Source organism: Burkholderia sp. Tr-20355 (assembly GCF_017104685.1).
Lineage (GTDB): Bacteria > Pseudomonadota > Gammaproteobacteria > Burkholderiales > Burkholderiaceae > Burkholderia > Burkholderia seminalis.
Window position 1 is genome coordinate 1 of record NZ_JAAGPK010000194.1, and the last position, 13,241, is coordinate 13,241.

General features: G+C 69.4%; 11 protein-coding genes and 1 pseudogene. 7 read left to right on the plus strand and 5 right to left on the minus strand.

Translation table 11 applies throughout. The annotated features are described in order from the left end of the window. Positions 1-122: 122 nt before the first annotated feature. The 3 genes and pseudogenes from G3N62_RS30500 to G3N62_RS30510 all read right to left on the minus strand — a co-directional run. A pseudogene (locus G3N62_RS30500) lies at positions 123-1,166 on the minus strand (cytochrome C); the annotation flags it as partial. Next, positions 1,156-1,659, minus strand: a complete 504-nt coding sequence (locus G3N62_RS30505; protein ID WP_034185889.1) for a (2Fe-2S)-binding protein — start codon at positions 1,657-1,659, stop codon at positions 1,156-1,158. The pseudogene G3N62_RS30500 and the gene G3N62_RS30505, both read right to left, overlap by 11 nt. A 173-nt stretch (positions 1,660-1,832) precedes the next feature. Further along, positions 1,833-2,990, minus strand: coding sequence for an FAD-dependent monooxygenase (locus G3N62_RS30510; RefSeq protein ID WP_069705070.1), 1,158 nt, complete (start codon positions 2,988-2,990; stop codon positions 1,833-1,835). Positions 2,991-3,286: 296 nt separating this feature from the next. Between G3N62_RS30510 and G3N62_RS30515 the strand changes: the two genes are divergently transcribed. The 5 genes from G3N62_RS30515 (at position 3,287) to G3N62_RS30535 (ending at position 9,093) form a co-directional block, all read left to right on the plus strand. Continuing rightward, positions 3,287-4,039, plus strand: coding sequence for an Asp/Glu racemase (locus tag G3N62_RS30515; protein ID WP_034185887.1), 753 nt, complete (start codon positions 3,287-3,289; stop codon positions 4,037-4,039). A 26-nt stretch (positions 4,040-4,065) separates the two neighbouring features. Beyond that, the gene (locus G3N62_RS30520; protein ID WP_124668955.1) at positions 4,066-4,896 is read left to right on the plus strand and encodes an alpha/beta hydrolase; all 831 of its coding nucleotides are present in this window, start codon (positions 4,066-4,068) and stop codon (positions 4,894-4,896) included. Positions 4,897-4,943: 47 nt separating this feature from the next. Beyond that, entirely contained in the window at positions 4,944-5,984 is a 1,041-nt protein-coding gene (locus tag G3N62_RS30525; protein ID WP_034185885.1) for a 2,5-dihydroxypyridine 5,6-dioxygenase, read from the plus strand. A gap of 19 nt (positions 5,985-6,003) precedes the next feature. After that, positions 6,004-6,657 (plus strand): isochorismatase family protein, encoded by a 654-nt coding sequence (locus G3N62_RS30530; RefSeq protein WP_034185884.1) that lies wholly within the window; start codon positions 6,004-6,006, stop codon positions 6,655-6,657. Positions 6,658-6,807: 150 nt separating this feature from the next. After that, positions 6,808-9,093 (plus strand): molybdopterin cofactor-binding domain-containing protein, encoded by a 2,286-nt coding sequence (locus G3N62_RS30535; RefSeq protein ID WP_124668954.1) that lies wholly within the window; start codon positions 6,808-6,810, stop codon positions 9,091-9,093. Between the two features lie 23 nt (positions 9,094-9,116). Here the strand turns inward: G3N62_RS30535 and G3N62_RS30540 are convergent, their stop codons facing one another. Next, positions 9,117-9,563: a MarR family winged helix-turn-helix transcriptional regulator gene (locus G3N62_RS30540; RefSeq protein ID WP_034185882.1), complete on the minus strand. Its 447-nt coding sequence runs from the start codon at positions 9,561-9,563 to the stop codon at positions 9,117-9,119. Positions 9,564-10,098: 535 nt separating this feature from the next. Here G3N62_RS30540 and G3N62_RS30545 point away from each other — a divergent pair. Both G3N62_RS30545 and G3N62_RS30550 read left to right on the plus strand, forming a co-directional pair. After that, positions 10,099-11,406: an MFS transporter gene (locus tag G3N62_RS30545; protein ID WP_059558277.1), complete on the plus strand. Its 1,308-nt coding sequence runs from the start codon at positions 10,099-10,101 to the stop codon at positions 11,404-11,406. Between the two features lie 273 nt (positions 11,407-11,679). After that, positions 11,680-12,438, plus strand: a complete 759-nt coding sequence (locus G3N62_RS30550) for a DUF4397 domain-containing protein (RefSeq protein WP_034185880.1) — start codon at positions 11,680-11,682, stop codon at positions 12,436-12,438. A 45-nt stretch (positions 12,439-12,483) separates the two neighbouring features. Here the strand turns inward: G3N62_RS30550 and G3N62_RS30555 are convergent, their stop codons facing one another. Next, a complete protein-coding gene (locus G3N62_RS30555) occupies positions 12,484-13,032 on the minus strand; it encodes a DUF3005 domain-containing protein (protein ID WP_124668953.1) in 549 nt (182 codons plus the stop codon). Positions 13,033-13,241 lie beyond the last annotated feature (209 nt).

Below are 13,241 nucleotides of genomic sequence, written 5' to 3' on the forward strand. Positions count from 1 at the left end.
TCACACACGAGGTTTTTAGTCATTCTCGCTCTGATTTGTATGAACTGTCAGCAGCACACCGAGCTCTACCATGACCTTACCCCTCTTGCCCTACACCACGCTCTTCCGATCACCCCGCCGGCGGCATCGACCGGCACCGGTTGCGCAAGCGCCGCGCGAATCCGCGCGGCATCGAACGGCGGCGCACGAAAACGCACGCCCGTCGCGTCGTACAGCGCGTTCGCGATCGCAGCCGCGGCCGGCGCGGCCGCCTGTTCGATCCGCCGCGCATCGTGTACGGACAGCTCGCCGTGCGCACGGGGCGCCGCTGCGTCGGATACAGCCAGCTCGAGCGCGATCGCGTCCGGCTGCGCGTCGGCCCCGGTTTCGTCATGCGCGGGACGCGCGGTCAGCCGCGTCCCCATCACGCGCGAAATCGCCGCTTCGATCTGCCACGCGGGCACGCCGACCGTCGACGCGTCGCCCGGCTCGCCGACGCCCTGTCCAGCCACGACGCGCCGCACCGCGACGCCGCCCGTCGCACGGTCGACATCGAGATCGACGACCCAGGCGGACCAGTGCGGATCGCCGTCATGACGGGCGTCGCCGGATTCGGCCGCGGGCTCGCCGTCGAAGGCGAAGCCGCGACCGCTGAGCGTCGACGGCGGGGTCGCGCGGGCCGCGACCGGTGCGCCCCACGCGGCGCGCTCGCTGACCATCCGGATGGTCTCGCGCGGCCCCGCATCCCGCGCGGCATCGAGATGCTGCATCCGCAGCGCGACCGGGTCGCGCCGCAACGCGCCGGCGAGTTCGTCGACGAAGGATTCGCGGGCAAAGGCGTGCGCGTGGCCGGGAATCGCTGCGCCGGCATCGGCCAGCTCGATCGACGTCCGCGCGTGCCGGTAGACGAACGGCGACGCCGGGCCCGCATCCGTTCGCGCGTCTTCAGCCCCGCGAGCATCGTGCCCAGCCGCGCCGGCCGCCTGCGCGCGATAGCGCCAGGCCATCATCCGCCCGTCGGGTGCGGTCTGCGTTTCGATATCGAACGATGCACGCGCGTGCGCGTCGCCGATCGGCCATTCGTAGCGCGCGCGGTGCGCATGCGATACCTCGGCGGCAGTTGCGTCGCGCGTGTCGGGCGCCGCCGCGCGCTCCGGCTGCGCAGGCAGGCGCGCATCACGCTTCATCGCCGTCTCGCAGATAACGTGCGGCGCGATGCACCGCACGGATGATCTCCAGATGCGTGCCGCAGCGACACAGGTTGAAGCGCAACGCGTCGCGGATCGCCGCGTCGTCCGGCGCGCGATTGCGTTCGAGCAGCACCTTCGCGCTCATGATCATCCCGTTCAGGCAATAACCGCATTGCGCGGCCTGCTCGTCGACGAACGCGCGCTGGATCGGATGCAGCGCGTCGCGCGAGCCGAGCCCTTCGAGCGTCGTGACGTCGCGCCCGTTCGCGGCGGCGGCCGGCACGACGCACGAGCGGGTCGCCTGCCCGTCGACGAGCACCGTGCACGCCCCGCACTGCCCGAGCCCGCAGCCGTATTTCGGGCCGTTGAGCGCGCAGTCGTTGCGCAGGACCAGCAGCAGCGGCGCGTCGGGTGCGGCCTCGTCGAAGGTATGCGGCGTGCCGTTCACGCGAAACGCCAGCGGCCGCGACGGAGATGCGGGATGGGACATTGAATGGATCCGGAATGCGGCGTGCCGGCCGTGACGGCCGGCGGCGGGCACGGCCGCCGGCTGGCACCCGCCGGCGCGCCCCTGACATATAACACGCCGAAATGCGCACGTACCTGCGCGCCACGATTCCCGCGACGGCCAGGCGCCGGCCCGGCGCGGGCACCGTGGACGCGTCAGGCCGCGGCCGCCACGTTGCCGCGCGACGGCGCGACGAGCGGCACGTCGAACACGTCGTAACCGAATACCCACGACGGATCCTCGTTCGTGCGCAGCCACGTATTGTTGTGCGACACGCGCTGCACTTTCGACGCGCGTGCCGCACGGTTCGCCTCGTACAGCGCGAACGCGCCCGCGTAGTCGCCGACGCCGACTTCGTCGAGACAGCGCGCGAGCATCGCGGCATCCTCGATCGCCATCGCCGCGCCCTGCGCCATGTGCGGCTTCATCGGATGGCATGCGTCGCCGAGCAGCACGAGACGGCCACGGCTCCACAACGGCAGCGGATCGCGCTCGAGCAGCGGCCACTTGGTGATCGACGGCGAAACGTCGATCAGGTGCTGGATGTCGGCGTGAAAACCCGCGAACGCCTCGCGCATCTCGTCGCGGCTGCTGTCGACCATCGACACGCCCTCGGGCCACTCGGCCTGCGGCACGCCGGTCACGTAGTAGTACTCGTCGCGCTTCTCGGTCACGTAGTAGACCATCATGTGGCGATCCTCCGACCACCACTTCACGCACATGTCGTACGGCTTGTTGCCGAGCAGCGACGCCGGGAACACCGCGCGGTGCGCGACATAACCCGTGTAGCGCGGCGGTTCCGCGCCGAGCAGATGCTCGCGGATCCGCGAATTCACGCCGTCCGCACCGATCACGATGTCGGCCGTCTCGACGCTGCCGTCGGCGAACGTCAGGCGCACCGCATCGCCGGTGTCCTCGACCGCCGCGAGCCGCTTGCCGAAGCGGATCGTGCCGGGCGTGACCGCCTGCGTCATCAATGCATGGAAATCGCCGCGGTGCACGGTCAGGTAGCTCGCCCCGTAGGTCTTGCGTGCGTAATCGCCGAGCGGGATCTGCGACAGCACGTCGGCCGTCCGCCAGTCGCGGCTGTACCAGCAATCCGGATGCGAACCCATCGTCTCCAGCGCGTCCTCGCAGCCGATGCGCCGCATGATCTTCATCACGTTCGGGCCGAGATGGATGCCCGCGCCGAGGCGCGAAAAAGCGGGCGCCTGCTCGTACAGCGCGACGTCGTAACCGCCGCGCTGCAGCAGCGCAGCCGCGGCCGTGCCGCCGAGACCGGCGCCGATGATTGCGATACGGGGTTTGCTCATGCGGATCTCCTGATCGTGGGCCCGGCGCCGAACACGGCACGGATACGGGCGGATTGAATGGCGTTTATGTAGCGTACACACTCAATTTATTCAGGACAAGCGGATTGTTTGGCGCCTCTGTCACATACGGGAAAACACCAATAATTCCTCGCATATCCATCTATACAAACAGGCATGTCACGCGTGACCTCATTTTGATCCATTGCCATTTTCAAATGTACACACTAGACTTTGCTCGACATCCGGCGATCCCGCACCTGCGTGCCGCCCTCCCTTACCGACACGGAGCCCCCGTCATGAGCAAGACCTACCGCATCGGCCAGATCGTGCCGAGTTCCAACACGACGATGGAAACCGAGATCCCGGCGATGCTGCGGCTGCGCGAAACGATCCGTCCCGAGCGCTTCACGTTCCATTCGAGCCGGATGCGGATGAAGAAGGTCGTCAAGGAAGAACTCGCGGCAATGGATGCCGAATCCGACCGCTGCGCGGTGGAACTGAGCGATGCGCGCGTCGACGTGCTCGGCTACGCCTGCCTCGTCGCGATCATGGCGATGGGGCACGGCTACCACCGCGTGTCGCAGGCGCGCCTCACGAAACACACGGCCGACAACGGCGCGCGGGCGCCCGTGCTGACGAGCGCGGGTGCGCTCGTCGACGCGCTGAAGGTGATCGGCGCGAAGCGCATCGTCGTCGTCGCGCCGTACATGCTGCCGCTGACCGAACTCGTGGTCGACTACATCCGCCACGAAGGCTTCGACGTGCTCGCCTACCGCGCGCTGGAGATTCCCGACAATCTCGACGTCGGCCGCCACGATCCGGCGCGCCTGCCCGACATCGTGAAGACGCTGCCGTACCAGGATGCCGATGCGATCGTGCTGTCCGCGTGCGTGCAGATGCCGTCGCTGCCGGCCGTCGCGAAGGTCGAGGCGATGACGGGCAAGCCGGTCGTCACGGCCGCGATCGCGACCACCTACGCGATGCTGCGCGAGCTCGATCTCGAACCCGTCGTGCCGGGCGCCGGCGCGCTGCTGTCCGGCGCGTACTGAGCGCGCCCTTCGAACGGAGTCCCTTCATGTCCTCGACCTTCCTCTACGGCGCGAACATCCGCGCGAACGGCATCCGCCAGCACTACCTGCGCTATGGCGGCACGGCCGGCGCGCACGCGTCGCGCCCGGCGATCGTGCTGATCCCCGGCATCACGAGCCCCGCGATCACGTGGGGCTTCGTCGGCGAAACGTTCGGCGCGGCATTCGACACCTACGTGCTCGACGTGCGCGGCCGCGGGCTGTCGGACGCGTCGCCGTCGCTCGACTACAGCCTCGATGCGCAGGCGGACGACATCGCGGCGCTGGTCGCCGCGCTCGGCCTGCCGCGCACGAGCCTCGTCGGCCATTCGATGGGCGCGCGGATCGCCGCGCGCGCGACGCGGCGCGGCATCCGCGGGCTCGAATCGGTCGTGCTCGTCGACCCGCCCGTCTCGGGCCCGAACCGCCGCGACTACCCGGGCAAGCTGCCGTGGTACATCGACTCGATGGCGCTGGCCCGCGCGGGCACCGACGCCGACGGGATGCGCGCGTTCTGCCCGACCTGGAGCGATGCCGAACTGCAGTTGCGCGCCGAATGGCTGCATACCTGCGACGAACGCGCGGTGCGCGCTTCATACGAGGGATTCCATACCGACGATTTCCACGCGGATGCCGCGCAGCTGGCCGTGCCGTCGCTGCTGATCACGGCCGAGCGCGGCGACGTGGTGCGCGACGACGATGTCGCCGAACTGCGGCGCGCGACGCCGTCGATGCGGCACGTGCGCGTGCCCGACGCCGGCCACATGATTCCATGGGACAACGCGGCGGGCTTCTACGCGGCGTTCGGCGACTTCCTCGGCTCGCCGCTCGCGGCCTGACCGCCCGGCACCCGCCCCTTTTCTTCACGCCATAACCGGAGCCGACGATGCCCGTCAGCGATACCCAACTGATCGACGCGTGGAAGCAGGTGCTCACGCTGTCGCGCCTCGAACCGGGCCAGACCGTCACGATCCTGACGAGCGCGGCCACCCATCCGCAGACGCTGTCGTGCGCGCTGATCGCGACGCAATCGATGGGCGCGATCGTCAACCGGCTCGACCTGCCGCCGGTGAACGGCGACAAGGCATTCAGCCGCGACCCGCTCGCCTATCTCGGCACGACGCCGCTGACCGGCAACAAGGCCGCGATTGCCGCGCTGCGCGAGAGCGACCTCGTGCTCGACCTGATGACGCTGCTGTTCTCGCCCGAACAGCACGCGATCCTGAAATCGGGCACGAAGATCCTGCTCGCGGTCGAGCCGCCCGAAGTGCTCGTGCGGATGGTGCCGACGCCGGCCGACCGCACGCGCGTGCTCGCCGCCGCGAAGACCATCGCCGCCGCCCGCGAGATGCGCGTGACGTCGGCGGCCGGCACCGCGCTCGTGTGCCCGCTCGGCGAATTCCCGCCGACGGCCGAATACGGCTTCGTCGACGCGCCGGGCCGCTGGGACCACTGGCCGAGCGGCTTCGCGCTGACCTACCCGAACGACCGCACCGCGCGCGGCACGATCGTGATCGATCGCGGCGACATCCTGCTGCCGCAGAAGCACTATGTGACCGAACCGATCGCGCTGACGGTCGAGGGCGGTTATGCGACGCGCATCGAAGGCGGCGTCGACGCCGACCTGCTGCGCGACTACATGGAAACGTTCGCCGATCCCGAAGGCTATGCGATTTCGCATATCGGCTGGGGGCTGCAGCCGCGCGCGCGCTGGTCGACGCTCGGGCTGTACGACCGCGAGGCGACGATCGGGATGGACGCGCGCGCGTTCGAAGGCAACTTCCTGTTCTCGCTCGGCCCGAACAACGAAGGCGGCGGCACGCGCACGACCACCTGCCACATCGACATCCCGCTGCGCCGCTGCACGGTCGAACTCGACGGCGAAACCGTCGTGCGCGACGGCCGCGTGACCGACCAACCCGCCTGACCGACGAGCCCCCGACACCATGAACGATCTTTCCCGTCACGCCGAAGCGAACGTGTATCGCCAGCAGGGTTTCGGCACGCCGCTGCCGCCGCACGGCAACATCGGCCTGCTGATCGTCGATTTCGTGGTCGGCTTCGCCGATCCCGCGACGTTCGGCGGCGGCAACATCGCGCCCGCGATCGCACGCACGACGCATGCGCTCGCGCTGGCCCGCGCGCGCGGCTGGCCCGTCGCGCACAGCCGCATCGTGTATGCCGACGACGGCAGCGACGACAACGTGTTCTCGCTGAAGGTGCCCGGCATGGCGACGCTGACCGAGCATCATCCCAACAGCGCGATCGTGCCCGAACTCACGCCCGCGCCGGGCGAACTCGTCGTGCGCAAGACCGTGCCGTCGGCGTTCTTCGGCACGCAGCTGGCGCCGTGGCTCGCGCAGCGCGCGGTGCAGACGCTGCTCGTCGCGGGCGCCGTGACGAGCGGCTGCGTGCGCGCGAGCGTCGTCGACGCGATGTCGCACGGCTTCCGTCCGCTGGTGCTCGCCGATTGCGTCGGCGATCGCGCGATCGCGCCGCACGACGCGAACCTGTTCGACATGCAGCAGAAATATGCAGCCGTGCTGCCGCTCGACGACGCGATCGCGGCGATCGATGCCGCACCGGCCCGCACGCGCTGAGTCGCGACCGGTCGCGGGCGGCACCGGCATCGCCCGCGATTGACGCTGCGCTTTTGGCGGCCTAGATTCGCTTCACGCACGCCGCCGCCCGAACGCTCCCCCGACGCCACCGCCCGCGGGCCGCGCCGCCCCCGACAGGACACCTCCCCCGTGAACCGCTCCGAACTGCTCGCGCGCAACGGCTGCCTGACCGTGATCCGGCCACCCGCGCCGCCCGTCAAGCCGGCCCCCGGCCAGCCGGGCAGCCTGTCGTCCTACGTGCCGGCATGGCCCGAAGTCTTCGTCGCGATTCTCGACGACGGCCGCATCCTCGCGTTCAACGGCCACGTCGATCTCGGCACCGGCATCCGCACGTCGCTCGCGCAGATCGTCGCCGAGGAACTCGACGTGCCGGCCGCGCGCGTGACGATGGTGCTCGGCGACACGGCCGCGACACCGAACCAGGGCCCGACCATCGCGAGCGCGACGATCCAGATTTCCGCGACGCCGCTGCGCTGCGCGGCCGCGCAGGCGCGCCATGCGCTGCTGGCCCTTGCCGCCGGGCGATTCGGTGTCGATGCGGCGCGCCTGAGCGTCGACGATGGAACGATTTCGGCCGACGGGCAGGCGATCACGTTCGCCGCGCTCGTCGCCACGCGCCGGATCGCGCTAACGCTCGACCTGACTACGCGCACGAAGGACCCCGCGCATTACCGGATCGTCGGCCGGTCATCGCCGCGTGTCGACCTGCCCGCGAAGGCGACCGGCGAGCTCACGTTCGTGCACGACATGCGCGTGCCGGGCATGCTGCACGGCCGCGTCGTGCGGCCGCCGTACGCGGGCCACGACAGCGGCGCATTCGTCGGCACGTCGCTCGTCGACATCGACCGTGCATCGGTGGCCGACGTGCCGGGGCTCGTGGCCGTCGTCGCGCTCGGCGATTTCGTCGGCGTCGTCGCCGAGCGCGAGGAACACGCGATCCGCGCGGCGCGCCAGCTGCGCGTGACGTGGCGGCCGCATCCCGCGCTGCCGCCGCTCGACGATCCGGCCGCCGCCATCGCCGCGGCGCCGGCCGCGCGCCGCGTGCTGCTCGACGAAGGCGACGTCGATGCCGCGCGAACGCAACCGGACACGATCACGCTGTCGCGCACCTATGCGTGGCCGTTCCAGATGCACGGCTCGATCGGCCCGTCCTGCGCGCTCGCCGACTATCGCGAACCGGGCGACGGGCGGATCACCGTCTGGTCCGGCACGCAGAACCCCGTGTCGCTGCGCCACGACCTCGCGACGCTCGTCGCGCGCGACGAAGCCGATTTCGACGTCGTGCGGATGGAGGCGGCCGGCTGCTACGGCCGCAACGGCGCGGACGACGTGTGCGGCGATGCGCTGCTGCTGTCGCGCGCGGTCGGCCGCCCGGTGCGCGTGCAGTTGTCCCGCGCGGACGAGCACCTGTGGGAACCGAAAGGCACGGCCCAGCTGATGCAGGTCACCGGCACCGTCACACGCGACGGCCGCCTGCTCGGCTACGACTTCACGACACGTTATCCGTCGAACGACGCGCCGCTGCTCGCGGCGCTGCTGACCGGCGCGATCGCGCCCGAGCCGCGCGTATTCGAAATGGGCGACCGCACGGCCGTGTCGCCCTATGCGAGCCCCCATCGCCGCTTCGTCTGCGAGGATCTCGCGCCGCTCGTGCGCGCGTCATGGCTGCGCGGCGTATCGGCGCTGCCGAACTCGTTCGCGCACGACGCATTCGCCGACGAATGCGCGGCGCTGACCGGCATCGATCCGCTCGCGTTCCGGCTGCGCCATCTGCAGGACGCGCGCGCCGCCGAGCTGCTGCAGGCCGTGGCCGACCGCGCGGGCTGGACGCCGCGCGCGCGGCGCCCGCCTCACGAACACGACGGGTCGCGGCACGTGCGCGGCCGCGGCATCGCCTACGCACGCTACGTACACAGCCGCTTCCCGGGATTCGGCGCGGCGTGGTCGGCGTGGATCGTCGACCTGAGCGTCGATCGCGTATCGGGCGACATCCGCATCGAACGCGTGACGGTCGGCCAGGACACGGGCACGATGATCAATCCGGATGGCGTGCGCCACCAGATCCACGGCAATGTGATCCAGGTCTTGAGCCGTACGCTGAAGGAGCGCGTGCGGTTCGCGGACGGCAAGGTCGCGTCGCGCGAATGGGCCGGCTATCCGATCCTGACGTTCGCGGAAATACCGGACGTCGATGTCGTCCTGATGCCGAGGCAGGGCGAGCCGCCGCTCGGCGCCGGCGAATCGGCGTCGGTGCCGGGCCCCGCCGCGGTTGCCAACGCGTTGTTCGATGCGACCGGCGTGCGGTTCCACGCGCCGCCGTTTACGCCCGAGACGGTGCGCGCCGCGTTGCGCGAAGCCGGCCGGCTGATGCGCGCCGACGAAGCCGGCGCATCCGTCGCGGCGGGCGCGACGTAAGCCGGGCCCGCGCTGCCGGCATGTCACGCGTCGCCGTCTTCTTCCATCATCTTGCGCAGCAGGAACTGCAGCGCGACACGTTCGCCCGGATTGAGCGCGCCGTACGTGCGCTCCGTCACCTGCCGCGCGAACGGCACCGTGCGGTCGATCAGCGCGAGGCCGGGCGCGGTCGCGCGCACGAGCAGCTTGCGGCCGTCGTTCGGGTCGGGCAGCACCTCGATCAGCGCGCGCGCCTTCAGACGCTCGACGACGCCACGGATCGTCGCCTGGTCGATCGCGGTCGCCTTGACGATGTCGTTCAGCGAGCACGCCTGCCGCTCCTTGACCGCGCACAGCGTCACGAACTGCGCGGCCGTGAGGTCCGAATCGGGGATCGCTTCCTGAAAGATCGACACGTGCCGCTGATACGCGCGGCGCAGCAGGTGCCCGACCTGGTCGTGAAAGTCGTAGGAATCCTTGGAAGAAGCCATGAACGTGCAGGCCCGTGCCGCGTGTCGATGAAAGACAAGCAGTGTACACCCTCAAATCGGTGCAATCGGCGGGCGGAGCATTGCGTCATTGCGGTGCATCAGGATTCGCCGCATCGGGCACGCCCCGCTCCCGACGCTGCCTCCGGCAGCAGCGGATCGCTCGATCACGGCACCCGCTCGACGGCCGCCGCGCGCGTCCGCAGCGGCTGCCGCATGCACACTCGCGCGTGATGGCCGGCTTTCGCGCACACACTGCTTTTTTGAGCGCATACGCACGAATTTCGTGCATGCCGCCGTACCCGGATCGATCTTTTAAGCGCACACTCAACATCGCAAAAAACCGCTTCATAAACACGGTTTTTCACTCGAAAACGCTTTCCTCCGGGCGGCCGGATTCATGCCTGTTCGATTCGGTATTTTCTAGTGTGTACGCTATTTAATTGCCGTGATATACAGACTCCGGGGCGCAGCGAAAACACCGCGCGCGTCGATCGAGTCACCCATTCATCCGTCACACTCGAACAGGGGCAGTCCCATGTCTACCGCACACCCGAGCGCCGCCGTTTCCGCCGACGACGCGCTGCACGGCCCGCTTTATCGCAAGGTCACGCTGCGCCTCATCACCCTCTTCTGCCTGTGCTACTTCGCGGCCTATCTCGACCGCATCAACATCGGCCTCGCGAAACTCCAGATGCTCGACGCGCTGAAGTTCAGCGACACCGTGTACGGCCTCGGCGCCGGCCTGTTCTTCGGCGGCTACATCCTGTTCGAAGTCCCGAGCAACCTGGTGCTGCAACGCGTCGGCGCGAAGCTGTGGATCGCGCGGATCATGATCACGTGGGGCCTGCTGTCGGGTGCAACGATGTTCGTGCATACGCCGATGCAGTTCTACCTCGTGCGCTTCCTGCTCGGCGCCGCCGAGGCCGGCTTCCTGCCGGGCGTGCTGCTGTACCTGACGCAGTGGTATCCCGATGCGCGCCGCGCGCGGATCGTCGCGCTGTTCATGGTCGGCCTGCCGCTGTCGAGCATGATCGGCAGCCCGATCTCCGGCTGGATCATGCGCGCGTTCGACGGCGTGCACGGGCTCGGCGGCTGGCAGTGGCTGTTCCTGCTCGAGGCGCTGCCGTCGGTCCTGCTCGGCTTCGCGGTGCTGCGCTGGCTGCCCAACAACATCGAATCCGCGCAATGGCTGAACGCCGACGAGAAACGCGCGCTGCGCGCGAATCTCGACGCCGATCCCGCCGGCAACAAGAGCCATGCGCTCGGCAAGGCATTCTCCGATCCGAAGGTGTGGGCGCTCGGCCTGATCGACCTGTGCGTCCTGCTCGGCCTGTACGCGGTGAGTTTCTGGCTGCCGACGATCCTGCGCGACACCGGCGTGAAAGACGCGTATCACATCGGCTGGCTGATGGTGATCCCGAATGCCGCCGCCGTGCTCGCCACGCTGTACTGCGGCGCAAGCTCCGATCGTGTGCGCGAACGCCGCTGGCATATCGTCGTGCCGTTCATGGTGTCGGCCGTCGCGCTGGCGGTCGCGGCCTCGTCGCCGCACGGCACGCTCGGAACGGTGCTGCTGTTCTCGCTGATCAACGCGGGCGCGGCGGCCGCGATGCCGGTCGTCTGGGCACTGCCGTCGACGTTCCTGAAGGGCTCCGCCGCTGCCGGCGGGATCGCATTCGCGTGCTCGATCGCGAACCTCGGCGGGTTCGGCAGCACGTACTTCATCGGCTGGCTGCGCGACACGTTCCATTCCCAGAGCGCGGGGCTGTATGGCTTCGCCGCGTGCATGGTGGTCGGCTGCGCACTCGCGCTCGCGTATCCGGCCAGGCTCGTGAACCGCTGACGCATCGCGTCGCCCGCGCGACGCTGTCTTTTTTACAACCGCGCCGGCCGCGCGACCCGCCCCGCCCCCCCGCCCCTCCCGCGCACGCCGCCGCACCGGCGTGCGCCCCCGCCGTCATCCAGCGGGATTCCCCGCACAGGCACATCGCTTGCGCCATCCCCGCGTCCGCCTTCCCGGCGGTCGACATCCTTCCCTCAACCGGCGCTGCGCACCGCGCGACGCTTCGCGCGGCGGTCCCGCATCGTCAGCAGGTTCCCTGAACGAGAGGACAACATGAAATCAATACGAACGGTAGCGGCCCTGTGCTCAATCGTTTCCGTGCTTGCGGCGTGTGGCGGCGACGACGCCGGCACCGAACTCGGTATCTCGAAGCCGCAGGCGCGCTTCATCAACGCGGTGCCGGCCGGCCCGAATCTCGACTACTACCTGAATGCGAAGATCGACCAGGCGGGCGTCGCCTACAAGGGCGTGACGCGCTATCACGACATCGACTCCGGTACGCAAAACGCGAGCTACGACGTCTCGGGCACGACGACGACCATCGCCGCTCAATCGTTCGGCGCGTCGAACGGCCACCACTACACGACGATCGCGCTGCCGAGCACGACGTCGCTGATCTCCGTGATCGACGATCCGTACGACAAGGGCCTGCTGTCGGACAAGGCGCGCGTGCGCAGTTTCAACGCGTCGCCGAACGCGCAGAACGTCGACGTGTACGTCGTCCCGCCGGGCACCGACATCACGACGCAAAGCCCGACGATGGCGGGCGCGGCCTACCAGAACGCGGTGCCGGCCACGACGCAGGATTCGACCTACCTGAACGGCGGCAGCTACCAGGTGATCGTCACGACGGCCGGCAGCAAGTCGCCGATCCTCAAGACCGCACCGGTGACCATCAACAACAATGCCGACTGGCTGCTGCTGACGATTCCGTCGGGCGGGGTCGGCGACGTGACGCCGAACGACATTCACGTGCTCGTCGCGCAGGGCAACGACGCCGATACGTCCGCGCAGGAGCTCGGTCCGCAGTAAGGACCGCCGACGGTCGCGGCGGCCGCCGCGACCGCGCCCCGCGCATCAGTCGACGCGATCGAGACGGATCACGTGCTCGGCGCGCGTACCGTCGCCGTGTTCGACATCGACATCGCCGACATGGCGCACGCGCCAGCCCGGCCGCGTCGCGATCTGCGGCAGGTTGCCGGACGGCCGGCTCTCGATCCCGGCGAGCCCTTCGTCCGGCGTCTCGACTGCGTCGTCCAGCGACGCGTTCGAGTAAATCACGTTGTCCTGAAGTTCCGACGCACCGGTGCGCGCCTCCATGCCCTTGCCGTCGACATCGACCGTGTTGTCGGTCATCGCCATGTTCGCGTTGTCGAGCGTGACGATCCGGCCGGCGGCCCGGCGCACGGGATCGCCGCTGTCGACCGCATGCGCGTCGACGTCGATCGGCGGCAGGCCGGTCGGCATTTTCCCGGCGATCGCCTCCGGCGTCATCGGATGCCGCGCCACCTGCGCGGCCTGGGTCGCGGCATCCGGCATGTCGCCCGCCGCCGGCGTCTTCACCGGGCTCTTCTCGATCTGTTCCCGTTGCTTTTCCGGGGTCGGGTTTGATTCCGCGTTCTGCATCGCACCTCCTTGCCCGGCCCGCCAGCGCCGGCGTCATGCCGTCGCCGCCGGTCCGGAAAGCGCTACAACCGTCCTTGCAAATCTTTCATGCGGCCGGCCACGCGCACGCACGCCGCCGGGCGCCGCACGCAAAAAAGCGGACGGCACACCCGCACGCAGCCGGCGCGCCGCCCGTCCGGTCAAGCGCTCGTCAGCCGCCGCTGGCGCCG

Bases quoted from the DNA above. Each gene is read 5' to 3' on its own strand.
- G3N62_RS30505 (WP_034185889.1), bottom strand. From the start codon at position 1,659: ATGTCCCATCCCGCATCTCCGTCGCGGCCGCTGGCGTTTCGCGTGAAC.
- G3N62_RS30510 (WP_069705070.1), bottom strand. From the start codon at position 2,990: ATGAGCAAACCCCGTATCGCAATCATCGGCGCCGGTCTCGGCGGCACG.
- G3N62_RS30515 (WP_034185887.1), top strand. From the start codon at position 3,287: ATGAGCAAGACCTACCGCATCGGCCAGATCGTGCCGAGTTCCAACACG.
- G3N62_RS30520 (WP_124668955.1), top strand. From the start codon at position 4,066: ATGTCCTCGACCTTCCTCTACGGCGCGAACATCCGCGCGAACGGCATC.
- G3N62_RS30525 (WP_034185885.1), top strand. From the start codon at position 4,944: ATGCCCGTCAGCGATACCCAACTGATCGACGCGTGGAAGCAGGTGCTC.
- G3N62_RS30530 (WP_034185884.1), top strand. From the start codon at position 6,004: ATGAACGATCTTTCCCGTCACGCCGAAGCGAACGTGTATCGCCAGCAG.
- G3N62_RS30540 (WP_034185882.1), bottom strand. From the start codon at position 9,563: ATGGCTTCTTCCAAGGATTCCTACGACTTTCACGACCAGGTCGGGCAC.
- G3N62_RS30545 (WP_059558277.1), top strand. From the start codon at position 10,099: ATGTCTACCGCACACCCGAGCGCCGCCGTTTCCGCCGACGACGCGCTG.
- G3N62_RS30550 (WP_034185880.1), top strand. From the start codon at position 11,680: ATGAAATCAATACGAACGGTAGCGGCCCTGTGCTCAATCGTTTCCGTG.
- G3N62_RS30555 (WP_124668953.1), bottom strand. From the start codon at position 13,032: ATGCAGAACGCGGAATCAAACCCGACCCCGGAAAAGCAACGGGAACAG.